The sequence below is a fragment of the Micromonospora sp. NPDC049203 genome, from assembly GCF_043197215.1.
GTDB lineage: Bacteria > Actinomycetota > Actinomycetes > Mycobacteriales > Micromonosporaceae > Micromonospora.
In genome coordinates this window covers 1-25,267 of sequence record NZ_JBICSV010000002.1, presented here as the reverse complement: position 1 = coordinate 25,267, position 25,267 = coordinate 1, and the positions used below count along the sequence as shown (strand labels likewise).

The following is a 25,267-nucleotide window of genomic DNA, read 5'->3' as shown; positions in this document are numbered from 1 at the left end:
ATAATGGACGAATGGTTGCCTGGGAGTACGCGTTGCTCGTTCGTCGGTATCAGGGGCAGGGTCGCAATTTCCACGTCTCGTTCGTGTGGTACGGCCCGGACGGGTCACGCACCGACGTGACCGCGTACGGCGACACCGCCATCGCCCACCTCAACCGGGTCGGCCGGGAGGGCTGGGAACTGGTCTCCGCCGCCGAGGACGTGAACAACGTGCAGGGCAGCACCGAGGTCCACCGCTACCACCTCAAGCGCCCGCTGCGCTGACCACCCGTGACCCGCCGGCGCCCCGGGAGACTCGTTCTCCCGGGGCGCCGCTTCGTGTCGGTGGGGGCGCTCAGCCCAGGTCGACCGCCGGGTAGAGCGGGAACGGCGTGAGCAGGTCGGCGGCCTGCTTGCCGACGGACTCGGCGACGGCCGGGTCCAGCACGTACTTCGCCTTCGACGCCGCGCCGTCCGGCCCGGTGCCCGGCGTGGTCTGGCTGAGCACGGTGTGGATCAGCTCGGCGGTGGCGTCCATCTCGGCGGCGCCGAGCCCTCGGGTGGTCAGCGCCGGGGTGCCGATGCGGATGCCGGAGGTGTACCAGGCGCCGTTCGGGTCCTGCGGCACCGAGTTGCGGTTGGTCACGATGCCCGAGTCCAGCAGCGCCTGCTCGGCCTGCCGGCCGGTCAGGCCGTACCCGGACACGTCGATGAGCACCAGGTGGTTGTCGGTGCCGCCGGTGACCAGCGTGGCGCCGCGCCGCAGCAACCCGTCGGCGAGCGCCTGCGCGTTGTCCACGATCCGCTGGGCGTAGTCGGCGAAGTCGGGGCGGCGTGCCTCGGCCAGCGCCACGGCCTTGGCGGCCATCACGTGCGGCAGCGGCCCGCCGAGCACCATCGGGCAGCCCCGGTCGACCTGGTCGGCGAGCTCCGGGCCGCAGAGCACCATGCCGCCGCGCGGGCCGCGCAGCGACTTGTGGGTGGTGGTGGTGACGATGTGCGCGTGCGGCACCGGGTCGAAGTCGCCGGTGAAGACCTTGCCGGCGACCAGCCCGGCGAAGTGGGCCATGTCGACCATGAAGGTGGCGCCGACCGAGTCGGCGATCTCCCGCATGATCCGGAAGTTGACCTTCCGCGGGTACGCGGAGTAACCGGCGACCAGGATCAGCGGCTTGAACTCGCGGGCCGCCTCGGCCACCCGGTCGTAGTCGATCAGGCCGGTGGCCGGGTCGGTGCCGTAGCTGCGCTGGTCGAACATCTTGCCGGAGATGTTCGGCCGGAAGCCGTGGGTGAGGTGCCCGCCGGCATCAAGCGACATGCCGAGCATCCGCTGGTTGCCCAGCTCGCGGCGCAGCGCGAACCAGTCCGCCTCGGTGAGGTCGTTCACCTGCCGGGCCTGCGCCTTGCGCAGCGCGGGGGACTCGACCCGGTCGGCCAGGATCGCCCAGAAGGCGACCAGGTTGGCGTCGATGCCCGAGTGCGGCTGCACGTACGCGTGGGACGCGCCGAACAGCTCCCGGGCGTGCTCCGCGGCGAGCGCCTCGACGGTGTCGACGTTCTGGCAGCCGGCGTAGAACCGGCGCCCGACGGTGCCCTCGGCGTACTTGTCGCTGAACCAGTTGCCCATGGCCAGCAGCGTCGCGGGGGAGGCGTAGTTCTCGCTGGCGATGAGCTTGAGCGACTCGCGCTGGTCGGCCAGTTCCGCGGCGATGGCGTCGGCCACACGCGGCTCGACGCCGCGGACGACCTCGAGCGCGCTGCGGAAGGCGGTGGACTCGGCGTTGCGCGACATGCGACCTCCAGATGACGTGCGGAAGGCCCAGGCGCTCGGCATGCGTCCTCATGACGAGGCCGCTCCCCGATGGTGCTCCATCTCCACGCGCCAGTCACGGCCCGTGCCGATCCTACCGGCCCGGCCGGGAGCTGCGGGGTTGGGCCGCCCGTCGGCCCCGGCCCGGCCCGGGGAGAGGAGACACGACCATGACCACACCGAGCACCGGACGGCCGCTCGCCGTGGTGACCGGCGCGTCCGGCGGCATCGGGTACGAGCTGGCGGTCCCGCTAGCCTCGCGGTGCCGGTGTCAGGCGACCACGGCGTCCAGCGACTTCTTCAGCGCCTTGGGGGCGGTCGGCGTCTTCGGGGCCTTCGGGCGCAGGTCCAGCATCCGCTGGCCGATCTCCTGGAGCTGGTTACGGCCGAGCGCCTCGCGGACCTTCGGGAACCACTCCTGCTCCTCCTCCTCGATGTGGTGCAGGACGTTCTCGATCAGCACCGTCGTCTTGGCGTTGTACCGCTCGTCGTCGGCGTCCATGGTGAACAGCTCGAAGCAGAGCACGTCGGCGACGTGGTGCTCCTCGTACGACTCCAGGACGTCGTCCTCGACCTCGGGCACCAGCTTGCGGACCTCCGGGTACATCACCTCGTTCTCCAGGTAGGTGTGCACCGTCAGGGCTTCGAGGATCTGCTTGACGATCTTCCCGCGCTTGCTCGCCGGTCCCTCCTCGGCCTCCTGGAAAGCCTTGAACAGACGGCGGATCTCCTTGTGGTCCTCCTTGAGCAGGACGATCGCGTCGGTGGACACCGGTTACCTCCTAAGTCGGCTGACGGTGCCCCCCTACCCGGCACCCGACCAGGACAAACGGACCGGGCCCGGCGTGCTCGCCGGGCCCGGTCCACGCGGGTTCGGGTTACTTGACCGCGTTGTACGCGTCGACGACGCCGGCGCCGTAGAAACCGTTGCGGTTCCCGCCGGAGCAGGTCGCGTCGTACGCGTTCGGGCCCGCCGGGATCAGCGGCACCGGGTTGTAGACGCCCGACGGGCAGGGCTTCGCCACCGCCGTGCGCTCCAGGAAGGAGGAGAGCTGACCCGGGGTCATGCCCGGGTGCGCGGACAGCGCCAGCGCCGCGACGCCGGTGGCGTGCGGGCCGGACATCGAGGTGCCCTGCTTGTAGCCCCACCCGTTGGTGCGGGTGACGGTGTTGAAGGTGGTGGACAGGATGCCGTCGGTGGACGTCGAGCGGGCGCCCTGGGTCCGGAACCGGGTGTCGCCACCCGGCGCGGTCACGTCGATCACGCCCTGGCCGTACGAGGAGTAGTAGCTCTTCTCACCGGTCGGGCCGACGGCGGCGACGGTCACCACGCCCGGGGCCTCGGCCGGCAGGTCGAGGCAGGCGTTCGTCAGGTTCTCCCGCTCCTCCGGCGTGCCGTTGTTCGGGCTGCCGGTGTCGGTGATCTTGTGGGCCAGGTCGTAGTTCGAGTTGCCGGCCGACGCGACGTGCAGCACACCCTGGGACTGCGAGTAGCGCAGGGCCCGCTGCACGGCCTTCCACACCGGGCGCTGACGCGCGTCGTTGCGGCAGTTCAGCTCCCACGGGTCGATGTAGTAGCTGTTGTTGGTGAGCCGCATGCCGTGCTCGGCGGCCCACATGAACCCGCAGACCGCCGCCTCCGGGAAGATGTAGCCGTCGTCGTTGACCACCTTGACGGCGGCCACCTTGACGCCCGGGGCGACACCGGTGACCCCGACGCCGTTCACGGCGGCGGCGATGGTGCCGGCGACGTGGGTGCCGTGGTCGCTGGTGGTGGGGTTCCACGCGGCCTCGGCGGTGTTCGGGACGCCGCCCACGCAGGAGGCGCTCTTGTCCCTGGCGATCTGGGTCGCCAGGTCCGGGTGGCTGCTGGAGATGCCGCTGTCCAGCACACCCACGACCACCGACGGGCTGCCGCCGGTGACCGAGTGCGCCTGCGGGACGCGGATCATGTCCATGTCCCACTGCTGGCCGTAGAGCGGCTCGGCGGTCGGGTCGCCGGTGGCCGCGGCGACGGCGGCGGCCGGCACCTCGACCGTCTCGCCCTCGTTCAGGGCGGTGCCCAGGCCGGCGGTGGAGGCGACCGACTCGACGCCGGCGCCCGCCACGCGGGTGGCGAAGTCCGGGGCGGACGAGCGCACGACCAGCACGCCGATCTTGTCGTACGCGGCCACCACGGTGCCGTCGGCGGCCGCCACGCGGGCGGCGGCCTTGGCGGTGCTGTTGCCCTGCGGGGCGAGCACCAGATAAGAGGTTTCCGGGCCGACGGCCGCGGCCGGTGCCGTGCCGCCCACGAGGGCGAGCCCGGCGCCGAGCGTCACTGCCGACGCCGCGGCGAGTGTCTTGCGACGGAGGTTGTTCACACAGACTCCCAGGGGTTCGTGCGGGTGGACCGCATCCCTCGGCGGGCTGCGGTCCGGGCGGAGGCACGGCGAAGTACCGGCCTCGCCCGGACCAGCGCCGCCACCCTCCGGGGTGTTACACGCCGCGCGAGCGGGGTGAAGTGGATCGTCAGACGGTGGCGATCGTGTAGGGGATCTCGTCCAGCAGCTCCCGGGCCAGGAAGCCGATCCGCCCGTACCGGGGAACCAGCCGCTGACCGCTCACCGCGTGCGCGAACGCCGCCCAGCAGGCCGCCTGCGCCGGGTCGGCGCCCCGGGAGAGCAGGCCCGCGAGCAGGCCGGACCGCACGTCGCCGCTGCCCGAGGTGCCCAGGCCGGCGTCCCCGCTCTCCTCCCGCCAGGCCCGGCCGTCCGGGGTCGCGATGTGGCCGTACAGCGAGACGACCGCGTCGTACCGGCCGGCCAGTTCCACCGCCTCGGCGTCGAGGTCGTCGCCCGGGTCGCGGCCCAGCAGGTGCCGGGCCTCGGTGAGGTTGGGGGTGAGCACCACCTTGCGGCCGGAGCCGGCCAGCAGGTCCGGCGCGTGGCTGAGCGCGCCGAGCGCGTACGCGTCGAGCACCAGCGCGGTCTCCCGGCCGGCCGCGTCCAGGACCAGGTGCAGCAGCTCTCCGGTGGCGTCGATGTCCCTCAGCCCGGGGCCGACAGCCACCACGTCCGCCTCGGCGACCAGGCCGCCGAGGCGGTCCCCCGGGTCACCGCGCACCGCGCCGTCGTCGGTCTCCGGCAGGCCGACCACCAGTGCCTCGGGCACCTGGATGCTCAGCGACGCCGCAGTGGACTCGGCCGCGGCGAGCTGGAGCACCCCGGCCCCGGCGCGCAGCGCGGCCACCCCGGCGAGCAGCACCGCGCCGGGGGTGAACCGGGAGCCGCCGACCACCAGCACGGTGCCGCGCGCCTCCTTGCCGCCGGTGGGCACCGGCAGCGCCCAGTCCCGCAGCAGCGCGGGGGTGATCACGTCAGACCGGCTCGGCATTTACCTCGTCCTCCCTGGTGGGCTTCGCCCCCTGCCGGTGCAGGTGGTCGATGTCGTTGAACACGTCCGGCACGAGCCGTCCCGCGTCGTCGGCGTGCCAGCCGGTGACCGAGCAGTTGGCGATCACGTGCTCGCGGGTCAGCGCCATCAGCTCCGCCTCGGTGAGCCCTTCCACCAGATAGCGCAGCAGGAAGACCAGCGCGTCGTGGCCGAACAGCAGCACCCGGCCCCCGTCGTGGTCGCGGCGCAGGTCGCCGAGCAGCGCCCGCAGCCGCAGCGCCACGTCGGTCCACGACTCGCCGCCGGGCGGTCGGTAGTAGAACTTGCCCAGCCGGGTACGCCGCTGCGCCTCCTCCGGGTGGCGCCGGGTCACGCCGTGGGCGGTGAGCCCGTCGAGGATGCCCAATTCCCGGTCGCGCAGCCGCTCGTCGACGCGGGCCGGGATCCCGGTGCCGTCGAGCGCCAGCTCGGCCGTGCGCACCGCCCGCAGGTACGGCGACACCACCGCCACTTCCGGCCGCCTCGATTCCGGCAGCCCGGCCAGCCAGCGGCCGGTCGCCCGCGCCTGCTCCTCGCCGGTCGTCGACAGCGGCACGTCCGCGTCCCGGTGGGTGAGGTCGATCAGCTCGGCGCCGGACGTCTCGGCCGCCGTGGCCGCCACGTTCGCCGTGCTCTCGCCGTGCCGGATGATCCAGAGCGATGCCAACTCCGCCATGCGGCACCCGGTACCCGGGCTCGACCGGGGATAACCGTGCCGGACGGGTGGCGCCGCCCGGCCGTTCAGTCCTCCGGCGAACCGGGACTCACGAGGCCCGCGGGCCGCTGACGGCAGTGCTGGGAGCACTGCTGCCGGCCGGGTGGGCGGCCCGGACCCGGACCGCGACGCCCAGCGCGGCGAGTAGCGCGCCCGGCGGCGTCACGGGTGTCGGTGGGGCCGGTTATGGTCCCCGCACACTGCGGGCGATCAAGGAGACGGTGTGCGCAGATTCGAGTTCGTGGGCGGCGGTTCGGCCAAGTTCTGGGCGGTCGGGCAGCGCGACGCGACGGTGACGGTCCGCTATGGATCCCTCGACGCGCAGGGCCGCACACAGGTCAAGGAGCTGGGTTCGCCGGCCGAGGCCGCCGCGCACGCCGACCGGCTGATCGCGGAGAAACTGCGCAAGGGGTACGCCGAGACGAGCGCCGCGCCCGCCGCCGGGCAGACCGGAGTGCCCGCCGCCGAACCGACCGAGCCGAGCCACGACCCGGAAGCGGCCGGTGTGGGTTCGACCGGTGGCGGCCCGGCCGGGGCGTCGCCGGCCACGTCGCCCGCAGGCGGGCTGCCGGACGAGGACGTGTTCGAGGTTCCGGCCGCCTGGCGGCGGATGCTGATCCCGCGCCGGGGCGGCACGCCCGGCCCGGCCCTCCCGTCCGCCGCGAAGGGTCGCGCCGCCGGCCGGAAGGTGCTGGACTCGGTGGCCGACCCGGTCGCCGTCACCGCGCGGGACACCGACGACCCGGAGCTGGGCCCGGCGCTGCGCCGCTACCTCGACGGCGAGCCCGGTCCGCTGGGCGGGGCCGCGCTGGTGGTGGCAGTGGTCGCGCGGCTCGGCTACCACGGCCGCAGCCAGCAGGGAGTGGCCCTCGCCGACCTGCTCGTCGCCGATCTCGGCCCGGCCGGCGCGGCGGTCGCCGCGACCGAGCAGATCACCGTGAGCATGGTGACAGGCGGGTCGACGCCCTCGCTTCCGCTGCGCCGCGCGGAGAAGAAGGATCCGGAACACTTCGGCCACTGGCACCTGCGCCAGGCCGTGCTGCGCCGGGTCCGCGCGCACCTCGCGGCGGCCGGCGACGCCGACTACGCCGCGGCCCGCGCCGCGCTCGCCCCGTACCGGTCCGGCTCGTTGCCGCAACGGGTGGTCACGTCCTTCCTGCTGCCCACCGAACGGGAGTGGGTGGCCGACGACGTCGCCGCCGTGTCCCGGGCTGGCGGGCAGACGCTGGCCGGGCTGCTGGTGTGCGCCGTCGACGACGCGGACGCGATCCACGCCCTCGCCGACTCGCTGTCGGTGTACCGGTTGACGCAGGACCACGCGTTCGCGGTCACCGCCACGGAAGCGGTCGGACCGCCGATAGCGCCTGTGCTGGGCGGGTGGTTCGACCACGAGCACACCCGCTCGGACGGGCACAGGATGCTCGTGTCGCTGCTCGCCGCCCTGCCCGGCGACGAGCCGATGACGGTGCTGCTCGACCGGCTGGACCGCAGATACGTCCCGCCCGCCGTACTGGAGATGGTGCGCCGCTTCCCGGTGCGCGGCGTACGCCTGCTGGCCGCCGCCGCCGAGGGGCGCAGCCCGGCCTCGCGGGAGGCCGCCACCCTGCTGCGTGCCCACGTGCTGGCCAATCCGGCCGCCGTCGAGGCGGCGCTGCCAGCGCTGGATCCGGCGCGGCGGGAACTCCTCAAAAGGGTCCGTGACGAGGCGTCCGCGCTGCCCGTGGCCGGGCCGGACCGGCTGCCGCCGGTGCTCGTGTCCCCGCCCTGGACGGTGCGGCGTTCACGAACCACCCCGCCGGTGGTGGACGGGCTGGGCCGGCCCGCCGGGTCCGCCACGGCCTGGCTGCCGGGCGAGCGGGAGCGGTGGGCCGCTGTCGTGCCCCGCTGGTCCGGCTGGTGGCGGGGCGACGACCTGAGCGTGCTGGCCGCCGAGGTCGCCGCCGGGCGAGCCGGAGGGCACGCGATGATCCACTTCTTCGTCCGGGCCACCGAGGAGCTGGCCCGGCCGCTGCTGCCGGCCTGGCGGCCCACCGAGTCCTGGGGCGCCGACGAGTGGATGTCCCGCCTCGCCGGGCGCTACGAGCTGGACGCGCTGCCCACCGCGCTGCACCTGGCCCGTACCGCGCCGAAGAGCGTCGGCGAGGTGCTGCTGCCGTACGCCGACGGTGAGGTGGCCGACCTGATGGCCGACTGGCTCGACCGGCTCAAGACGGCCCGCCCGGTCGCCCGGGCCTGGCTGCGGCGGCACCCGGAGTACGCCACGCGGGCGCTGCTGCCGGCCGCCCTGGGCACGCCCGGGCCGCGCCGTCGGGCCGCCGAGCGGGCGTTGCGCCTGGTCGCCGCGGAGCACCGCGACATGCTCCTCGGCGTGGCCCGGGAACACGGCGAGGAGGCGCTCGCCGCCGCCACCGCGATGCTCGACGCCGACCCGCTGGTCCAGCTCCCGGCCCGGATGCCGAGCCTGCCGGCGTGGCTGGACCCGGCGGTGCTGCCGCAGGTGCTGCTGCGGGACCGCTCGGCGGCGCTGCCCGCCGAGGCGGTACGCCATCTCTGCACCATGCTCGCCATCTCCGCGCCCGGCGAGCCGTACCCGGGAGTGGAGGTCGTCCGCGCGGTGTGCGACGCCGACTCCCTGGCGGAGCTCGTCTGGGGGCTGTTCGAGAGCTGGCAGGGCGCCGGTGCGCCGTCGAAGGACGGCTGGGTGTTCACCGCGCTGGGGCTGCTCGGCGACGACTCGACAGCCCGGCGGCTCGCGCCGCTGGTGCGGGCCTGGCCGGGCGAGAGCCAGCACGCGCGGGCGGTCACCGGCCTGGAGGTGCTGGCGCAGATCGGCACCGACGTGGCGCTGATGCACCTCTACGGCATCTCGCAGAAGGTGAAGTTCCGTGGCCTGCGGGAGCAGGCGGCGCGCAAGGTCGGCGAGGTCGCCGACGGGCTGGGCCTGACGCCCGAGCAGCTCGGCGACCGGCTGGTGCCCGACCTCGGGCTGGACGCCGACGGCAGCCTGGTCCTCGACTACGGGCCGCGCCGGTTCACCGTCGGCTTCGACGAGCAGCTCAAGCCGTACGTGGTGGACGGGGCGGGCGCCCGCCGCAAGGACCTGCCCAAGCCCGGCGCCCGGGACGACGCCGAGCTGGCGCCCGCCGCGCACAAGCGTTTCGCCGGCCTGAAGAAGGACGTGCGCACGCTCGCCGCCGACCAGATCCGCCGCTTCGAGTCGGCCATGGTGACCGGGCGGCGCTGGCCCGCCGCGGACTTCCGCCGTTACTTCCTGTCCCACCCGCTGCTCTGGCACGTCGTGCGCCGGCTGGTCTGGGCCGCTGTGGACGAAACCGGTCAGGTGGTCACCGCGTTCCGGGTCGCTGAGGACCGCACGCTCGCCGACGTCGACGACGAGACGTACGCGCTGCCTGATGACGCCACCGTCACCATCGCGCACCCGCTGCGCCTCGGCGCGGCGGTGCCGGCCTGGGCGGAGGTGTTCGCCGACTACGAGATCCTCCAGCCGTTCCCGCAGCTCGGCCGCGACGTGCACCGGCTGGACGAGGCCGAGCGCGCGGAGAAGCTGCTGCGGCGGCACGCGGGCGTCACGGTCCCGGCCGGGCGGCTGCTCAGCCTGGAGCGGCGGGGCTGGCGGCGCGGCGACCCGCAGGACGCCGGCATCCAGAGCTGGCTGGAGCGCGAGGTCCCCGGCGGCGGGGCCGTGGTGATCGACCTCGACCCCGGCATCGCGGTCGGCCTGGTGGACATGTTCCCCGACCAGAAGATCGAGGCGATCTGGGTCAACGACGTGCCACGCGGCGGCTGGTTCCAGCGCGACGGCAAGGTCCGCCTCGGCGACCTGGACGACGTCACCGTCTCCGAGGTGCTGCGCGACCTGGCGGAGGTGACCCGGTGACCGCGCTCGACCCGGCCGCCGAGCGGGCCCAGCGCCCCCCGGCCGAGGTGCGGTACGCCGACGAGCTGGCCGCGCTGGCCGCCGCCGACGGCGATCCGCGCCCGCCGGGCTGGCGGCTGAGCCTGCGCGCCGCGCGCCGCTTCATCCTCGGCGACCCGGCGGCCGGGATCCGGCGCAAGTTCGTCGGCGACCCGTCGCTGATCGACCGGGCGCTGGTGGCGCTGGCGACCAGCCGCGGGCTGATGCTCGTCGGCGAGCCGGGCACCGCGAAGTCGCTGCTGTCGGAGCTGCTCGCGGCAGCGGTGAGCGGCGACTCCACGCTGACCATCCAGGGCGGCGCGGCGACCACCGAGGACCAGATCCGCTACTCGTGGAACTACGCGCTGCTGGTGGCGGACGGCCCGTCGCCGCGCGCGCTGGTGCCGGCGCCGCTGCTGCGCGGCATGGCCGAGGGGCGGGTGGTCCGCTTCGAGGAGATCACCCGCTGTCCGCTGGAGGTGCAGGACTGCCTCCTCTCCCCGTTGTCCGACCGGGTGCTCGCCATCCCGGAGCTGCCGGGCGCCGACGCCATGGTCTTCGCCCGCGAGGGGTTCAACGTGATCGCCACCGCTAACACCAGGGACCGGGGCGTCAACGAGATGAGCGCCGCGCTGAAGCGGCGGTTCAACTTCGAGACCGTCTTCCCGATCCCCGACCTCGGCACCGAGCTGGAGCTGGTCGAGGCCGAGGCGGGCGAGCTGCTGCGCCGCTCCGGCGTGACGGTGCCGCCCCGGCGGGACCTGCTGGACGTGCTGGTCACCACGTTCCGGGAGCTGCGGACCGGGGTCACCGAGCGCGGCGACGCGATGGAACGGCTGTCCGCGGTGATGAGCACCGCCGAGGCGGTGTCGGTGGCGCATGCGGTCGGGCTGCGCGGCTGGTTCCTGCGCGGCGAGCCCGGTGACGCCGCCGACCTGGTCGCCTGCCTGGCCGGCACCGCCGCGAAGGACGACGCGGAGGACCTGGCCCGGCTGCGCCGCTACCTGGAGCAGCAGGTGTCCCGCCGCTCCGGGGCGCAGTGGCGGGCGGTGCACGACGCCCGGCACCTGCTGCCCGGGTGAGCGCCGTCGAGGCGCCCGGCGGCGTCACGTTCCTCGGCGTCCGGCACCACAGTCCGGCCTGCGCCCGGCTGGTCGCCGAGACCGTGGCCCGGCTGCGGCCGGCGTACGTGCTGGTGGAGGGGCCGGCGGACCTGAACGGGCGGATGGACGAGCTGCTGGGAGACCACGAGCTGCCGATCGCCGTGTTCACCGCGTACCGCGACGGCACCCGGCGGCACGCGTCCTGGAGCCCGTTCTGCGCGTACTCGCCGGAGTGGGTGGCGCTGACCGCCGGTCGGGAGGTGGGCGCGCGGGTGCGCTTCATCGACCTGCCCGCGTGGCATCCCGCGCTGAGCGACCGCGCCAACCGGTACGCCGACGCCGACCAGCGGTACGCCGAGGCGGTGCGCCGGCTCTGCGCCACCCTGGCCGTGGACAACGTGGACGCGCTCTGGGACCACCTGTTCGAGATCGGCCCCGACGACGGGCTGGCCGAGCGGCTGGACACGTACTTCGACGTGCTGCGCGGCGAGTCGGCGGCGGGGGAGGACGACACCGCCCGCGAGGCGTACATGGCCCGCTGGGTACGCGCCGCCCGCCGCCGGGCCGCCGGCCGTCCGGTGCTGGTGGTGACCGGCGGCTTCCACCGTCCCGCCCTGGTCCGGCTGACCGCCGGCCCGGACAGCGCCGGCCCGGACAGCGCCGGCCCGAACAGCGCTGGGCCGGAGGAGGACGACTGGCCGGAGGTGCCCGCCCCGGCGCCTGACGCGGTGGCGGGCAGCTACCTCGTGCCGTACTCGTTCCGGCGGCTCGACGCGTTCGTCGGCTACCAGTCCGGGATGCCGTCCCCGGCGTACTACCAGCGGGTCTGGGAGGACGGCCCGCGCCGGGCCGCCGAGGCGCTCACCGAGGTGGTGGCGGCCCGGCTGCGCGCCCGGCGGCAGCCCGTCTCCACCGCCGACCTGATCGCCGCCCGGACGATGGCCGGTGGTCTCGCCCGGCTGCGCGGCCACGCCCACCCGGGCCGCGTCGACGTGCTCGACGGGCTGGTCTCCGCGCTGGTCACCGACGCGCTCGACCAGCCGCTGCCGTGGGCGACCCGGGGCACCCTGACGCCCGGCGCGCACCCGGTGGTCGTGGAGATGGTGGCCGCGCTCAGCGGCGACCGGGTGGGCCGCCTGCATCCGGACACGCCGCTGCCGCCGCTCGTGCACGACGTCGACGCGGAACTGGAACGGCACCGCATCGATCCGCACGAGGCGGTCGAACTGGACCTGACAGTCGCCGACGACCTGGCCCGCAGCCGCCTGCTGCACCGGCTGCGGCTGCTGGACGTACCCGGCCACACGCGCGAGCACGGCCCACGCGTGGGCGCGGACGCGCTGCTCACCGAACGCTGGTCGCCCGCGCCGTCGGCGGACCGGCTGGCCCGGGTGATCGAGGCCGGCGGGTACGGGCCGACCGTCCTGGACGCCGTCACCGCCCGGATCGAGGAGCGGGTGACGCTGCTCGGCGCCGACGTCGATGCGCTCGCCACGACGCTGTTCGACACCGCGCTGGCGGGGCTGCCCGAGCACTCCACCCGGACGCTCACCGCGATCGCCCGCGCCACCGGCTCGGTCACCGACCTGCGGGCGCTGGGCCGGGCGCTGGCCGTGGCGCTGGCCCTGTGGCGGCACGACGGGCTGCTCGGCAGCGCCGGGACCGCCCCGCTGGGCGCGCTGATCACCGCCGCCGTGCGCCGCGCGCTCTGGCTCGTCGAGGGCGTGCGGGCGGCTGCCGCACCGGCCGACCCGGGACGGCTGACCGCGCTCGTCGCGGTCCGCGACGCGGTCCGCCACGCCGGACCGGCGCTCGGGCTCGACCGGGACGGCGCGCTGGCAGTGGCGGGGCGGGTGGCGGCCGACGCGGCGGCCCCGCCGGACCTGTGCGGCGCGGCGCTGGGCCTGGCCTGGTCGTTGGGGGACGTGCCGGACGCGGCCCGCGCGGTCCGGGCCGTGGCCGCGCCGGACACGCTCGGGGACTGGCTGTCCGGGCTGTTCGCGCTGGCCCGGGAGGAGGTCGTGTCTGGTGACGCGGCGTTGCTGGCAGTGGTGGACGAGCTGCTCGCCGCGATGGGCGCGCACGACTTCCTGGTGGCGCTGCCCGCGTTGCGGCAGGCGTTCGGCTGGTTCCCGCCCCGGGAGCGGGCGGAGGTGGCCCGGCACGTGCAGGCGCTGCACGGTGGCGACCCTGCGCCCGGCGATCCGCTGCGGCTGGACGCCGACCCGCTGCTGGTGGCCGCCGCCCGCGCGGTGGAGGAGCGGGTCGACGCGGTGCTGACCCGGGAGGGGCTGTGGGAGGGGGACCGGACGTGACCGACCCGATGCGGGAACGCTGGCGGCTGGTGCTCGGCGACGCCGCGCAGGACAGCCTGGGCGGCCTGTCGGCCGAGGCGGCCGGCCGGGACGCCGCGCTGGACTGGCTCTACGGCCGGGACGCCGAACTCGGCCGCCGCGACGTGCGGCGCGGCGGGTCCGGCCCGTCCAGCCTGACCACAGTGGACTGGCTGGACGGCATCACCCGGCTGTTCCCGAAGGAGACGGTGCAGCGACTGGAACGCGACGCGGTCGAGCGGTACGGCATCCACGAGGTCGTCACCGACCCGGCGGTGCTGGCCCGGGTCGAGCCGAACCCGACGCTGCTGCGCGCGGTGCTGCGCACCAAGCACCTGATGGACCCGCAGGTGCTGCGGCTGGCCCGCAAGCTGGTCGAGACGGTGGTGCGGCAACTGGTGGAGCGGCTGGCCGCCGAGGTGCGGCAGTCGTTCGCCGGGCCGCGGGCGCGACGTCCCAGCCGGTTCCGCCAGGCCCGCAACTTCGACGTACGGCGCACCATCCGGGCGAACCTGGCGCACTGGCGGCCGGACGAGCGCCGGCTGCACGTACGGCAGCCGCACTTCTTCTCCCGCACCCGCCGCCACCTGGACCGCTGGCAGGTGATCCTGCTGGTGGACCAGTCCGGTTCGATGCTCGGCTCGGTGATCCACGCCGCGGTGACCGCCGCCTGCCTGTGGGGGCTGCCGGGCGTGCGAACGCATCTGGTCGCGTTCGACACCGACGTGGTCGACCTGACCTCCGACGTGGACGACCCGGTGGAGCTGCTGATGAAGGTGCAGCTCGGAGGCGGCACCGACATCGCCCGCGCGGTCGCGTACGGGGCGCAACTGGTGGAGAACCCGCGCCGGGCCATCGTCGCGCTGGTGTCCGACTTCTACGAGGGCGGCGACGCCGGGCGTCTGGTCCGGTCGGTGCGGCAGCTCGTGGAGCAGGGCACACACGTGCTGGCCCTCGCCGCGCTGGACGAGGAGGCCGACCCGGCGTACGACAGGGCCACCGCGCAACGGCTGGCCGACGTGGGTGCGGCGGTAGGCGCCATGACGCCGGGTGAGCTGGCCGCGTTCGTGGCCGAACACGTGGGCCGGTAGGGGGACCGGATGACCCGTGACGACCTGATCGCGCTCACCCCGGACGTGCTTGCCGCGCTGAGCAATCGTGGCCTGGTGAAACGCGCCATCCGGGAGGTCGACGCCGGTGAGCGGCCGGCGCTCACCGAGGACGCCGACGGCGCGGTGCGCGCCGCGTACCCGGACGGGGTGACGCTGACGCTGCCCGTGGGCGGTGGCCTGGCGGCCGGGACCTGCTCCTGCCCCGCGCCGGGCGTGTGCCGGCACCTGCTCGCCGTCGTGCTGACCTACCAGCGCACGCACGCCGACGCCCCGGGTCGCGGGGCCGCGCCCGACCGGGACGCCGCACCGGGCCACGACGCCGCCCCGGATCGGGAGGCCCCACCGGGCCGGGAGGACGCCGGGGCCGGGGGCGAGCCGTGGCGGTGGTCGCCGGGCGACGTCACCGACGAGGAACTGGCCGCCGCGATCGGCGCCCCGGCTCTCACCGCCGCGAGACGACGGCTGCGGCGCGGCTACACCGCCGTGGTCCACCGGCCGGACGCCGCCGACCCGGTCCCGCGCGTGGAGCTGCCCGCCGGCACCGTCCGGTTCCTGGTGCCCGGCCAGATCGGGTACGCGCGCGGCGACGCGGCCGACGACGGCGGCGAGTCGATCGCGCTCGCGGTGTGGGCGTGCCGGGCGGCCGACCGGGAACACCCGGACCGTCAGGAGGCCCAGGTACGTGTCGGCGGCACCGTCACCGTGACGGAGCATCCGGCGCTGGACGCGGCTGTGGCGCTCGCCTCGGATGTGCTGCTGACCGGGGCCGCGCACCTGGGCTCCGGCGTGGACGCCCGGCTCGCTGCGGTCCGGCGTGACCTCGACGCGGCCGGTCTGCGCTGGCCGCTGCTGGCGGTGGAGGACCTCGCGGGGCAGCTGGAGGCGTACGCGGCACGCGGCGCCCGGTACCGGCCGGAGACGTTCGCCGACCTGCTTGCCGAGCTGCCCGCCCGGCGGCGCGCGGTGGTGAACGCCGGCGCCACCCCGGCGGAGCGGGTGCTGGGCACCCACGAGCCGGCGGAGACGCCGCTGCGGCGGGTACGGCTGACCGGCCTCGGCGCCCGGGTCCGGTGCAGCGGCGGCGAGGTGGGCGTGGACGTGGTGCTCGCCCACCCGGCGGCCGTCTCGGTGCTGGTGCTGCGCCGCGCCTACCCGGTCACCGAGGACGGCCCGCCGACCGGGCACGAACTGGCCGGGCGGCGGGTCACCGGCGCCACGCTCGGCGCGCTCGCCACCGGCAACGTGGTCTCCGAGTCGGCGGTGCGCAGCGCCGCGCACCGGCTCCGGTTCGCCGCCGGCCGGCTGTCCCGCACCACAGTCACGCCCGGCGCGGGGGAGTGGTCCGGCCTGCCGCCCGGCCTGGTCGCCCGCAACCCGGACGCGCTCGCCGCCGAGCTGGCCGGGCGGCCACCCCGGCTGCTGCGCCCACGCACCGCCGCCGAGGCGGTGCGGGTGCTCGCGCTCGGTGAGGTGCGTGCCATCGGGTACGCGGCCGGTGAGCAGCGCCTCGACGCCACGGTGACCGGGGCCGACGGTGGCACGGCGACTGTCACCGCCACCCATCACGCCGCCGCTCCGGGGGCACTCGACGCGCTCGCGGCCGCGCTGGGCGGAACACACGGACCGCCGCGCTATGTCAGCGGAACTGTGCGCCGGGGCGCGGACGGCCTCGTCGTCGAGCCACTGGCAGTGGTCGCCGACGCGGTGGTCGTACCCGATCTGGCACCCGGGGTGGGCGACGGGCGGCTGGCCGGCGCGGTCGACGCCCGGCCCGACCCGGTCGCCGCCGCGCTGGGTGCTGCGTCGGCGCTGCTCGCGCAGGCCGCGCACACCGGTCTGCGGCACCTGCCGGCGGCCTTCCCGGACCGGCTGCGCGCGACGGCGGCCGGGCTCGCCGGGGTCGGTCTGGACCGCTGCGGCTCGACGCTGGCCGGGCTGGCCGGAATGCTCGGCGCCGACCCCGGCGAATCGGCGGTATGGGCCTGGGTGGACGCCTGGATCCGGCTGTCGGTGACGGCGGAGTCCCGGTGAGCCGGCCTCCACGGCCGGGCCGGGTCGCTACGGTGTGACGGTGGCGACCACGGCGGCGCAGGAGATCCAGGTGGGGGAGCGGCTGGTCCGCGTCTCCAGCCCCGACAAGCCCTACTTCCCGGAGCGCGGGCTGACCAAGCTGGACGTGGTCAACTACTTCCTGTCCGTCGGCGACGGCATCCTGCGCGCGTTGCGGGACCGGCCGACCATGCTGGAACGCTGGCCGCGCGGCGTCTTCGAGGGCGCCAAGGTGGCCACCCGGCAGACAAACAAGGGCGACGCGTTCTACCAGAAGCGGCTCCCGGCCGGCGCGCCCGACTGGGTGCGCACCGCGCACATCACGTTCCCCAGTGGCCGTACCGCCGACGAGGTGGCACCGAGCGAGCTTGCGGTGGTGATCTGGGCGGCCAACCTGGGCACGCTGCGGTTCCACCCGTGGCCGGTGTCGAAGGCCGACGTGGAACACCCCGACCAGCTGCGCATCGACCTCGACCCGATGCCGGGTGTCGACTTCGCGCAGGTGGTGCCGGTGGCGCACGAGGTGCGCGCGTTCCTGGCCGAGCTGGGCCTGGAGGGCTTCCCGAAGACCACCGGCGGGCGCGGCATCCACGTCTACGTCTCCATCGAGCCGCGCTGGAGCTTCGGCGAGTGCCGGCGCGCGGTGCTGGCGCTCGGCCTGGAGATGCGGCGCCGCCTGCCCGACCTGGTCACCACCACCTGGTGGCGCGACCAGCGGGACCGGCCGGTCTTCGTCGACTACAACCAGATGGCACGCGACCACACCATGACGTCGGCGTACTCGATCCGGCCCACACCTGCGGCGCTGGTCTCGGCGCCGCTGGACTGGTCCGAGCTGGACGACGCCCGCCCGGAGGACTTCGACGTGGTCAGCATGCCCGCGCGGTTCGCCGGGCGGGGCGACCCGCACGCCGGGCTGGACGGGCGGCGGTACTCGCTGGCACCCCTGCTGGAGCGGGCCGACGCCGAAGGGCTGGAGCCGCCGCCGGAACGCTGAGGCGGTCAGTCCCAGGGGCTCTGCGTGCCGTCGAACTCCTCGAACACCAGCCAGGTACGTGTGGACAGCACCCCGGCGATGCTCTGCACCCGGTCCAGCACCACGTCCCGCAACGTCGCGTTGTCCGGTGCCCGGACCAGGGCGAGGACGTCGTGTTCGCCGCTGAGCAGCGCGGCGTGCTCGATGTAGCGCACCCGGGCCAGCTCGGCGGAGACCTCCCGCCAGGTGTTCTGCTCGATGGTGAGCGCGATGTACGCCGACGTGCCCAGCCCGGCCGGCTCCGGCGCGATCCGCGCGGTGAACCCGGTCAGCACCCCGTCGCGCAGCAGCCGCTCCACCCGGGCGTACGCGTTTGTGCGCGAGACGTGCACCCGTTCGGCGAGCGTACGGATGGAGGTGCGGGCGTCGCGGACCAGCTCGCGCAGGATCCGCCGATCCACCTCGTCCAGCGGCCCGGCCGAACGTCCCGTTCCGCCCGCCGCGCCCGGTGTGGCGCCGGTCTCCTGGCTCACCTCGGCCACCCTCCCATGCCATTCGTCCCGCGTTCATCCCGCATGTTGAGTCAATCATCCACGACCGGGAGCATAGGGCCACCACACGTCCAGGAGGTCCCCGCCGTGACGACCACACCCCAGGCGGTCCGCAGGGCATCCCCGCGCACCCGCCGGAAGTCCACCCCGGCCGCACCCGACCCGTCGGCGGGCTTCATGCCGCAGCGGGAGCCGGTCCGGCTGCTCGAACCCGACGGGACCCCGCTGCCGGCCCGCGACGACTACCCGGAGCCGCCGGTCGAGACGCTGCGCGAGATGTACCGGCGGATGGTCGTCGGCCGCCGCTTCGACGTGCAGGCCACCGCGCTCACCAAGCAGGGCCGCCTCGCCGTCTACCCGTCCGCGCGTGGCCAGGAGGCCTGCCAGATCGGCGGCGTCCTCGCGCTGCGCGACAGCGACTGGGTGTTCCCCACCTACCGCGAGTCGATGGCGCTCACCGCGCGCGGCCTCGACCCGGTCGAGGTGCTCACGCTGCTGCGCGGCGACTGGCACTGCGGGTACGACCCGGCTGCCACCCGTACCGCGCCGCAGTGCACCCCCCTCGCGACCCAGTGCGTGCACGCCGCCGGGCTGGCCTACGGCGAGTCGTACCAGGGCCGCGACACAGTGGCGCTGGCGTTCATCGGCGACGGTGCCACCAGCGAGGGCGACTTCCACGAGGGCATCAACTTCGCCGCCGTGTTCAAGGCGCCGGTGGTCTACCTGGTGCAGAACAACAAGTACGCGATCAGCGTGCCGCTGTCGCGGCAGACCGCCGCGCCGAGCCTCGCCTACAAGGGCGTCGGCTACGGCGTACCCAGCGAGCAGGTCGACGGCAACGACCCGGTGGCCGTCCTGGCCGTGCTGGAACGCGCCGTCGCGCACGCCCGCGCCGGCAAGGGCCCCTACCTGGTCGAGGCGCACACGTACCGGATGGAGCCGCACACAAACGCCGACGACCAGACCCGCTACCGCGACGCCGACGAGGTCGAGGCGTGGCGCGACCGCGACCCGATCGCCCGGCTCGAGGCGTACCTGCGGGCCAAGGGCGCGCTCGACGACGCCGCCGTCGCGGCCGTCGCGGCGGAGGCCGAGGAGTACGCCGCCGCGCTGCGCCGCCGGATGGACGACCAGCCCGCAGTCGACCCGCTGAGCCTGTTCGACCACGTGTACGCCGAGCCGACGCCGCAACTCGTCGAGCAGCGCGAGATGGTCCGGGCCGAGCTGGCCGCCGACGCGGAGGGGGACGCCTGATGGCCACCATGACCATGGCGAAGGCGCTCAACGCGGCGCTCGCCGACGCGATGCTCGACGACGAGCGGGTCGTCGTGTTCGGCGAGGACGTCGGCCAGCTCGGCGGCGTCTTCCGGATCACCGACGGGCTGCAGGCCCGCTTCGGCGACAAGCGCTGCTTCGACACCCCGCTCGCCGAGGCCGGCATCGTCGGGTTCGCCGTCGGCCTGGCCATGTCCGGGCTGCGGCCGGTGGTGGAGATGCAGTTCGACGCGTTCGCGTACCCGGCGTTCGAGCAGATCGCCTCGCACGTGGCGAAGCTGCGCAACCGCACCCGTGGCGCGCTCAGCGTGCCGATCGTCATCCGGGTGCCGTACGCCGGTGGCATCGGCGGCGTGGAGCACCACTGCGACTCGTCCGAGGCGTACTACGCGCACACCCCCGGCCTGAAGGTGGTCACGCCGGCCACCGTGGACGACGCGTACTCGCTGCTGCGCGCCGCCATCGACGACCCCGACCCGGTGGTGTTCCTGGAGCCCAAGAAGCTCTACTTCACCAGCGCCCAGGCGGAGCTGCCGGCCCGTACCGCGCCGCTCGGCACCGCCGTGGTGCGCCGCCCCGGCACCGACGCCACCCTGATCGCGTACGGACCGGCGGTGCCTGTCGCGCTCGCTGCCGCCGAGGCCGCCCGCGAGGAGGGCTGGGACCTGGAGGTCGTCGACGTCCGCAGCATCGTGCCGTTCGACGACGCGACAGTCACCGCCTCGGTACGCCGTACCGGCCGGTGCGTGGTGATCCAGGAGGCGCAGGGCTTCGCCGGGGTCGGCGCGGAGATCGCCGCCCGGGTGCAGGAACGCTGCTTCCACGCGCTGCACGCCCCGGTGCTGCGGGTGTCCGGGCTGGACATCCCGTACCCGGCGCCGATGCTGGAGCACACCCACCTGCCCTCGGTCGACCGGGTGCTGGACACCGTGGCCCGGCTTCAGTGGGACGACCAGCCCGACACGCGGTGGGTGGCGGCATGACCGAGCGCACCGAGCGGAGCGAGGGCCGTGAGGGCATGCCCGGCCGGCTCAGCATGACCGAGCGCACCGAGCGGAGCGAGGGCCGTGAGGGCATGCCCGGTCAGCACGGCATGACCACGGCTGTGGGGAACCGGGACTTCCTCCTGCCCGACCTCGGGGAAGGGCTGAGTGAGGCGGAGATCGTCGAGTGGCGGGTCGCCGTCGGCGACGTGGTGACGGTGGACCAGAGCGTGGTCGAGGTGGAGACCGCCAAGGCCGTCGTCGACGTGCCGTGCCCGTACGCCGGCCGGGTCGTGGCCCTGCACGGCGCGGCCGGTGAGGTGCGCCCGGTGGGCCAGCCGCTGATCACCATCGCCCCGCTCGACGACGCGCCCGACCCGCACGCCACCTACCGCGAGGAGGAGCGGGCCGGCTCCGGCAACGTCCTGATCGGCTACGGCACCGGCCACGGCGGCACGGGCCGTAGGCGTCGCCGTCCGCGCCTGGCGCTGGCCCCCGAGGCCGGCACGGTCGCCTCGGCGGACCGCGCGGCTGAGTCGCCGCAGACCGGCGGACCGGCGGTGGCGCCGCTCGTCATCTCGCCGATCGTGCGGCGGCTGGCCAAGGAGCACGGCATCGACCTGGCGTCGCTGCGCGGCACCGGGCCGGGCGGTGTGATCCGCCGGGCCGACCTGGACGCCGCCGTGGCCGCCCCCGCTCCGGCTGCCCGGCTGGCCGCGGTGCCGGACGCCCCGGCCGCCCACGTCGGGCTCGCCCCGGCCGGTGACGGCGACACGGTCATCCCGCTCACCGGCATCCGCAAGGTGATCGCTGACAAGCTCTCCCGCAGCCGGCGGGAGATCCCCGAGGTGACCATCTGGGTCGACGTGGACGCCACCGGCCTGTTGGAGACGCGCGCCGCGATCAACGCGGCCACGCCTGACACGCCGGTGAGCATCCTGGCGCTGCTGGCCCGGATCTGCCTCAGCGGCCTGCGGAAGTACCCCCAGCTCAACGCGCACGTCGACACCGAGGGCCAGCGGATCATCCAGTCCGCCGGTGTGCACCTGGGCATCGCCGCGCAGACCGACAGGGGCCTGGTCGTGCCGGTGCTGCGTGACGCGCAGCGGCTCACCACCCGGGAGCTGGCCGCCGCGCTCGCCGAGACCACTGCGGCGGCCCGGGCCGGCACGCTGCCGCCGGCCCGGCTGACCGGGGGGACGTTCACGCTCAACAACTACGGCGTGTTCGGCGTGGACGGCTCGACGCCGATCATCAACCACCCGGAGGCGGCGCTGCTCGGCGTCGGCCGGATCGTGGACAAGCCGTGGGTGGTGGACGGGCAGCTCGCCGTCCGCAAGGTGACCCAGATCAGCCTCACCTTCGACCACCGCGTCTGCGACGGCGGTGTGGCCGGCGGCTTCCTGCGCCACGTAGCCGACTGCGTCGAGCAGCCCGCCCTCCTGGTAGCCAACGTCTGACCCGTCCGCCACCCGGCCCCGGCCCCCTGAGGGCCGGGGCCGCGCGCGTCCCCCGCCCCCGCCCCGCCCCCGCCCCGCGATCGTGCACTTGCTGCCCACGATGTGCCCGACTCGCACCCTTCTCGAGGGCCGCAACTGCGAGATCGCAGTGGAGCGGGTCGGATCTTGGTAGGAAAGTGCCCCTATGCGGGCCCCTATGGGGACCGTCTCGTACCAAGATCTCCAAGCCCTCCCGCCTCGCTCCGTCGATCATGAGGTTGACGGGGAGGAACCGGACACCGGGCGCCGGTAACTTCATGATCGACCGTCGGCGGCCGGACCGGGGCGGAGAGCGCGTGGGGCGCAACCGGGGACGGGTATCGCCTGTCCGGCATGATTCGCGCAGCCGTTTCCGAGCAATTCCGCCGAAGGTGCCACGGCGCGATCCCGGGCCTACAGAATGTGGGCGAGAGGGTTCGGAAATGGGGGGCGAAATATGTTTGCGAGGCACCGACTGACGCTTTTCGCGATGACCGTCGCAGCCGCACCGCTGGCGGTCGGCGCGTGCACCGCCGGCCCGAAGTCGATGGCGAAGCGGGCCGAGGCGGCCCCGCCGCCGTCGGTCGCCGTGACGCCGGCCGATCGCACCCGGGACGTGCCGATCAGCGCGGAGGTGGGTGCCAGGGTGAGCAACGGCAAGGTGACAGCCGTCAAGCTGACCGACGACAAGGGCAACGCCGTGCCGGCTCAGCCCCGCGAGGACGGCTCCGGCTGGGTGCCGGACCGGCCGCTCGCCAATTCCCGCACGTACACGGCCGAGGTGACCGCGACCGGCGATTCCGGCAGGACCGCCACGCAGAAGACGACGTTCACGACGATGGCCAAATCCACCAAACCGGCAGTCACCAGTGAATTGTATTTCCGGCCGAATCAGACGTACGGGACGGCGATGCCCGTGGTGCTCGGATTCGACCCGCCGATTCCCAAGGAGGCCCGCGCGGATGTGCAGCGCCGGCTGTTCGTGAAGACCGACCCGCCGCAGCCCGGCACCTGGTCCTGGGTGGCCGACGGCAAGCAGGCCGAGTACCGGGCACCGGACCGCTGGAAACCGGGCACCAAGATCAGTGTGCGCAGCGCACTGGAGGGGCTGCCCATCGGCAAGGAGACGGTCGGCGACGCCGACCGGGTCGCGAGCGCCAAGGTCGGCCGGCAGGTGACGCTCGACATCGACAACGGGACCAAGCAGATGACCGTCTACGAGGACGGCAAGGCGGTCAAGAAGATCCCGGTCAGTCTCGGCAAGGAGAGCACGCCGACGTCCAGCGGCACCATGGTGATCATGGAGAAGCACGAGCACACCACGTTCGACACGCGGGGCGAACCAAACGGCGGCTACGTGGTCGACGTGGACGACGCCCAGCGGCTGACCTGGGGTGGCGAGTTCATCCACTCGGCGCCGTGGTCGGAGGGGGAGCAGGGCTCCACGAACACCTCACACGGCTGCACGAACGTCTCGGCCACCGCCGCGGACTGGCTGATGGGTTTCACGCAGGTCGGTGACCTGGTGACGGTCAAGGGCACCGAGGTGAAGCTCGACCAGGGCAACGGCTTCACCGCCTGGAACGTCGGCTGGGACGAGTTCGCCAAGGGCAGCGCGCTGCCCGTACCGGCGGGGCTGAAGCCCACGCAGAGCCCGACGCCGCACCCGGGCGCGGTGGCCGGCGGGTCGTCGCCGGCCCCGTCCCCCTCGCGGAGCAACAGCGGCGGCTGAACCTGGGGAGGAACGGCCCCGGGGCCGGCCCGCGTCCGCGCGGGCCGGCCCCGCGCCGCGCTCAGTCCAGGTCGACGCGGGCCACGCCGGTCGCGGTCAGACTGCCCAGCCAGAGGTGGCGGCCGTGTTGCCGCACGCCGGTGACCATCGGGTACGCCCCGCTCGGGCCGTGCAGCGTACGCAGCACCCGGCCGGTGCCGTCGACAAGCGCGACCAGCCCGTAGCGGCGCGGCTGCGGCTGGACCGCGCCGGGCAGCAGGGCCACGATCTGCCGGACCCGGGGATGCGGCAGCAGCCGCTCCATGGCCCGCAGCCGAGGGCTGGGCAACGCGACCCAGTAGGTGCCGTCGCCGACGCCGGAGACGTTGTCCGGATACGCGGGCAGGTCGGTGAGCACTGTGGCCCGCCCGCCGGGCAGGTCCACCCGCAGCAGCCGGTGGGTGGCGGTCTCGGCGAGCATCAGCGCCGACTCGTCGGGGGTGAGCGCGAGCCCGTTGGGGAAGTAGAGCCCGTCCGCGACCACGTCGGTGCGGCCGGTGCGCCTGTCGTACGCGAGCACCCGCCCGTTGGGCCGGTGTTCCAGCAGGTCGCGCTTCCAGTGCGAGAGCGGGAACCGGTCGGAGGAGTCGGTGAAGTAAACGGTGCCGTCGCGGGCCACCGCCGCGTTGTCGGCCAGGTGCACCGGCGGCGCGGCCCCGGTCAGCTCGTGCACCCGGCCGGCCGGGTCGACCCGCAGCAGCCCCCGGTACGCGTCGCAGACCAGCAACCCGCCGTCGACCGGATCCCGTTCGATGCCCAGCGGTCGTCCGCCGGTCTCGGCCAGCAGGGTGGGCGGCGTGCCGGGCGGGGAGTCGGCCGGCCACCACCAGAGCCGGCCGTCCTCGTCGCCGCTGACCACCCGGCCCTCGCCGTCGACCACGACGTCCTCCGGGCCGTGCCCGCCGGCCGGCAGCGGCAGCAGGTCGGCCCGGTCGAGCCGGGTGTCGGCGGGTGCCCAGGGGCCGGTGAGCGGTGGCGGCACGGTCGCCGGCTCGCGGACCGGCCGGATCAGCAGTGGGGCACGCGGGCGGGGGACGGCCATCGGCTCATTGTGGCCCGGCGGCGCCGCGTGGGGCAGCCCTCGACGGCGTTTCGCCCCGGCCAGGGGGCGTGGCGGGGGACTGCGGGATGACCCTGAGACGGCTCGGGGTCGGGTCCCGGACAGTACCCGGAACCACCGGCCGTGAGGTCGGGAAATGTCGGTGGGGGCGGGTAGGTTTGGCCGCATGGTACACAGCGTTGAGCGCCTCCACGTGGTGACTGACGTGCACGATCACATGGTCGAGCTGCGTCCGGTCGGCGAGATCGACATCGCCTCCGTGACGGCGTTCCGGGCCGCGCTCTGGGCGGCGCCCGCCCGGCCGGTGCTGCGGGTCGACCTGTCCGGTGTGCGGCTGCTCTCCGCCGCCGGGGTGCGCGCGCTGGTCGCCACCCACCTGCGGGTGCGGGCCCGCGGTGGCGAGCTGGTGCTCACCGACCCCGACCCGGTGGTGGCCCGGGTGCTGCGGGTGACCGGCCTGCACCGGGTGGTCCCGGTGCGCTGTTCCGACCGCACGCCGGATCTGCCCGGCCGCACCCGCGAGCTGGTGGCCTGCGCGGCCTGAACAGCCGGCGGCCGGGGCGCGCGCAGCCGGCCTGAGCACGACGTCGGGCCGCTCGGCCTGAGCACGGCGTCGGGCCGCTCGGCCTGAGCACGGGGGGGGGGGGGGGGGGGGGGGGGGGGGGGGGGGGGGGGGGGGGGGGGGGGGGGCCGGGGCCCGGGGGCCCCGGCCGCCCCCCCCCCCCCCCCCCGGCCGCGGGCGC

The 25,267-nt window shown here is 74.9% G+C and carries 19 protein-coding genes and 1 riboswitch; of the genes, 12 read left to right on the top strand and 7 right to left on the bottom strand.

Annotated features, from left to right (window positions below):
• Positions 1 to 11: 11 nt before the first annotated feature.
• Complete coding sequence (locus ACGFIA_RS04770) at positions 12 to 263, top strand: hypothetical protein (protein WP_013286617.1); 252 nt, start codon at positions 12 to 14, stop codon at positions 261 to 263.
• A 70-nt stretch (positions 264 to 333) separates the two neighbouring features.
• On the opposite strand, the gene ACGFIA_RS04765 is transcribed toward ACGFIA_RS04770, so the two are convergent.
• The 5 genes from ACGFIA_RS04765 to ACGFIA_RS04745 all read right to left on the bottom strand — a co-directional run bounded on the left by ACGFIA_RS04765 (position 334) and on the right by ACGFIA_RS04745 (position 5,878).
• Positions 334 to 1,770 (bottom strand): glycine hydroxymethyltransferase, encoded by a 1,437-nt coding sequence (locus ACGFIA_RS04765; RefSeq protein ID WP_357387695.1) that lies wholly within the window; start codon positions 1,768 to 1,770, stop codon positions 334 to 336.
• Positions 1,771 to 1,788: 18 nt separating this feature from the next.
• Positions 1,789 to 1,878: riboswitch (ZMP/ZTP riboswitch) on the bottom strand.
• A gap of 181 nt (positions 1,879 to 2,059) precedes the next feature.
• Complete coding sequence (locus tag ACGFIA_RS04760; protein WP_357387693.1) at positions 2,060 to 2,560, bottom strand: hemerythrin domain-containing protein; 501 nt, start codon at positions 2,558 to 2,560, stop codon at positions 2,060 to 2,062.
• 106 nt (positions 2,561 to 2,666) lie between these two features.
• On the bottom strand, positions 2,667 to 4,151 hold the full coding sequence (locus ACGFIA_RS04755) for a S8 family serine peptidase (protein WP_357387691.1): 1,485 nt from the start codon (positions 4,149 to 4,151) through the stop codon (positions 2,667 to 2,669).
• Between the two features lie 148 nt (positions 4,152 to 4,299).
• Complete coding sequence (locus ACGFIA_RS04750; RefSeq protein ID WP_357387689.1) at positions 4,300 to 5,163, bottom strand: NAD(P)H-hydrate dehydratase; 864 nt, start codon at positions 5,161 to 5,163, stop codon at positions 4,300 to 4,302.
• Positions 5,147 to 5,878, bottom strand: coding sequence for a histidine phosphatase family protein (locus tag ACGFIA_RS04745; protein ID WP_357387687.1), 732 nt, complete (start codon positions 5,876 to 5,878; stop codon positions 5,147 to 5,149). The genes ACGFIA_RS04750 and ACGFIA_RS04745 overlap by 17 nt, the downstream gene beginning before the upstream one ends.
• 262 nt (positions 5,879 to 6,140) lie before the next feature.
• On the opposite strand from ACGFIA_RS04745, the gene ACGFIA_RS04740 reads away from it, so the two are divergent.
• Genes ACGFIA_RS04740 through ACGFIA_RS04715 form a run of 6 tightly spaced genes read left to right on the top strand, consistent with a single transcriptional unit; the run spans position 6,141 to position 17,427 of the window.
• Positions 6,141 to 9,815 carry a DUF4132 domain-containing protein gene (locus ACGFIA_RS04740; RefSeq protein WP_357387685.1) on the top strand — a complete coding sequence of 1,225 codons (3,675 nt, stop codon included), beginning with the start codon at positions 6,141 to 6,143 and terminating at the stop codon, positions 9,813 to 9,815.
• On the top strand, positions 9,812 to 10,915 hold the full coding sequence (locus tag ACGFIA_RS04735; protein ID WP_357387683.1) for an AAA family ATPase: 1,104 nt from the start codon (positions 9,812 to 9,814) through the stop codon (positions 10,913 to 10,915). The genes ACGFIA_RS04740 and ACGFIA_RS04735 overlap by 4 nt, the downstream gene beginning before the upstream one ends.
• Positions 10,912 to 13,251 (top strand): DUF5682 family protein, encoded by a 2,340-nt coding sequence (locus tag ACGFIA_RS04730; RefSeq protein WP_393258645.1) that lies wholly within the window; start codon positions 10,912 to 10,914, stop codon positions 13,249 to 13,251. Before ACGFIA_RS04735 ends, ACGFIA_RS04730 begins: the two co-directional genes overlap by 4 nt.
• Positions 13,248 to 14,360: a VWA domain-containing protein gene (locus tag ACGFIA_RS04725; RefSeq protein WP_393258643.1), complete on the top strand. Its 1,113-nt coding sequence runs from the start codon at positions 13,248 to 13,250 to the stop codon at positions 14,358 to 14,360. The genes ACGFIA_RS04730 and ACGFIA_RS04725 overlap by 4 nt, the downstream gene beginning before the upstream one ends.
• 9 nt (positions 14,361 to 14,369) lie before the next feature.
• Positions 14,370 to 16,412: an SWIM zinc finger family protein gene (locus ACGFIA_RS04720; protein ID WP_393258641.1), complete on the top strand. Its 2,043-nt coding sequence runs from the start codon at positions 14,370 to 14,372 to the stop codon at positions 16,410 to 16,412.
• A 34-nt stretch (positions 16,413 to 16,446) separates the two neighbouring features.
• Positions 16,447 to 17,427 carry a DNA polymerase domain-containing protein gene (locus ACGFIA_RS04715; RefSeq protein ID WP_393258639.1) on the top strand — a complete coding sequence of 327 codons (981 nt, stop codon included), beginning with the start codon at positions 16,447 to 16,449 and terminating at the stop codon, positions 17,425 to 17,427.
• Between the two features lie 5 nt (positions 17,428 to 17,432).
• On the opposite strand, the gene ACGFIA_RS04710 is transcribed toward ACGFIA_RS04715, so the two are convergent.
• On the bottom strand, positions 17,433 to 17,939 hold the full coding sequence (locus ACGFIA_RS04710; RefSeq protein ID WP_262011709.1) for an Lrp/AsnC family transcriptional regulator: 507 nt from the start codon (positions 17,937 to 17,939) through the stop codon (positions 17,433 to 17,435).
• Positions 17,940 to 18,011: 72 nt separating this feature from the next.
• On the opposite strand from ACGFIA_RS04710, the gene pdhA reads away from it, so the two are divergent.
• The 4 genes from pdhA (at position 18,012) to ACGFIA_RS04690 (ending at position 23,425) form a co-directional block, all read left to right on the top strand.
• Positions 18,012 to 19,211 (top strand): pyruvate dehydrogenase (acetyl-transferring) E1 component subunit alpha, encoded by a 1,200-nt coding sequence (gene pdhA, locus ACGFIA_RS04705; RefSeq protein WP_357481368.1) that lies wholly within the window; start codon positions 18,012 to 18,014, stop codon positions 19,209 to 19,211.
• Positions 19,211 to 20,215: an alpha-ketoacid dehydrogenase subunit beta gene (locus ACGFIA_RS04700; RefSeq protein WP_357481362.1), complete on the top strand. Its 1,005-nt coding sequence runs from the start codon at positions 19,211 to 19,213 to the stop codon at positions 20,213 to 20,215. The genes pdhA and ACGFIA_RS04700 overlap by 1 nt, the downstream gene beginning before the upstream one ends.
• A 110-nt stretch (positions 20,216 to 20,325) precedes the next feature.
• Positions 20,326 to 21,675 (top strand): dihydrolipoamide acetyltransferase family protein, encoded by a 1,350-nt coding sequence (locus tag ACGFIA_RS04695; protein ID WP_357387836.1) that lies wholly within the window; start codon positions 20,326 to 20,328, stop codon positions 21,673 to 21,675.
• A 475-nt stretch (positions 21,676 to 22,150) separates the two neighbouring features.
• The gene (locus ACGFIA_RS04690) at positions 22,151 to 23,425 is read left to right on the top strand and encodes an Ig-like domain-containing protein (RefSeq protein ID WP_357481365.1); all 1,275 of its coding nucleotides are present in this window, start codon (positions 22,151 to 22,153) and stop codon (positions 23,423 to 23,425) included.
• Between the two features lie 61 nt (positions 23,426 to 23,486).
• On the opposite strand, the gene ACGFIA_RS04685 is transcribed toward ACGFIA_RS04690, so the two are convergent.
• Positions 23,487 to 24,506, bottom strand: a complete 1,020-nt coding sequence (locus tag ACGFIA_RS04685) for an SMP-30/gluconolactonase/LRE family protein (RefSeq protein ID WP_357387669.1) — start codon at positions 24,504 to 24,506, stop codon at positions 23,487 to 23,489.
• 184 nt (positions 24,507 to 24,690) lie between these two features.
• Here ACGFIA_RS04685 and ACGFIA_RS04680 point away from each other — a divergent pair, with 184 nt between their 5' ends.
• Positions 24,691 to 25,068, top strand: coding sequence for an STAS domain-containing protein (locus tag ACGFIA_RS04680; protein ID WP_357387667.1), 378 nt, complete (start codon positions 24,691 to 24,693; stop codon positions 25,066 to 25,068).
• Positions 25,069 to 25,267: the final 199 nt, after the last annotated feature.

What these genes read in the sequence shown, in the direction of transcription:
- ACGFIA_RS04770 (WP_013286617.1), top strand. Translation starts at nt 12, where the DNA reads ATGGTTGCCTGGGAGTACGCGTTGCTCGTTCGTCGGTATCAGGGGCAG.
- ACGFIA_RS04765 (WP_357387695.1), bottom strand. Translation starts at nt 1,770, where the DNA reads ATGTCGCGCAACGCCGAGTCCACCGCCTTCCGCAGCGCGCTCGAGGTC.
- ACGFIA_RS04750 (WP_357387689.1), bottom strand. Translation starts at nt 5,163, where the DNA reads ATGCCGAGCCGGTCTGACGTGATCACCCCCGCGCTGCTGCGGGACTGG.
- ACGFIA_RS04745 (WP_357387687.1), bottom strand. Translation starts at nt 5,878, where the DNA reads ATGGCGGAGTTGGCATCGCTCTGGATCATCCGGCACGGCGAGAGCACG.
- ACGFIA_RS04720 (WP_393258641.1), top strand. Translation starts at nt 14,370, where the DNA reads ATGACCCGTGACGACCTGATCGCGCTCACCCCGGACGTGCTTGCCGCG.
- ACGFIA_RS04700 (WP_357481362.1), top strand. Translation starts at nt 19,211, where the DNA reads ATGGCCACCATGACCATGGCGAAGGCGCTCAACGCGGCGCTCGCCGAC.
- ACGFIA_RS04695 (WP_357387836.1), top strand. Translation starts at nt 20,326, where the DNA reads ATGACCACGGCTGTGGGGAACCGGGACTTCCTCCTGCCCGACCTCGGG.
- ACGFIA_RS04690 (WP_357481365.1), top strand. Translation starts at nt 22,151, where the DNA reads ATGTTTGCGAGGCACCGACTGACGCTTTTCGCGATGACCGTCGCAGCC.
- ACGFIA_RS04685 (WP_357387669.1), bottom strand. Translation starts at nt 24,506, where the DNA reads ATGGCCGTCCCCCGCCCGCGTGCCCCACTGCTGATCCGGCCGGTCCGC.
- ACGFIA_RS04680 (WP_357387667.1), top strand. Translation starts at nt 24,691, where the DNA reads ATGGTACACAGCGTTGAGCGCCTCCACGTGGTGACTGACGTGCACGAT.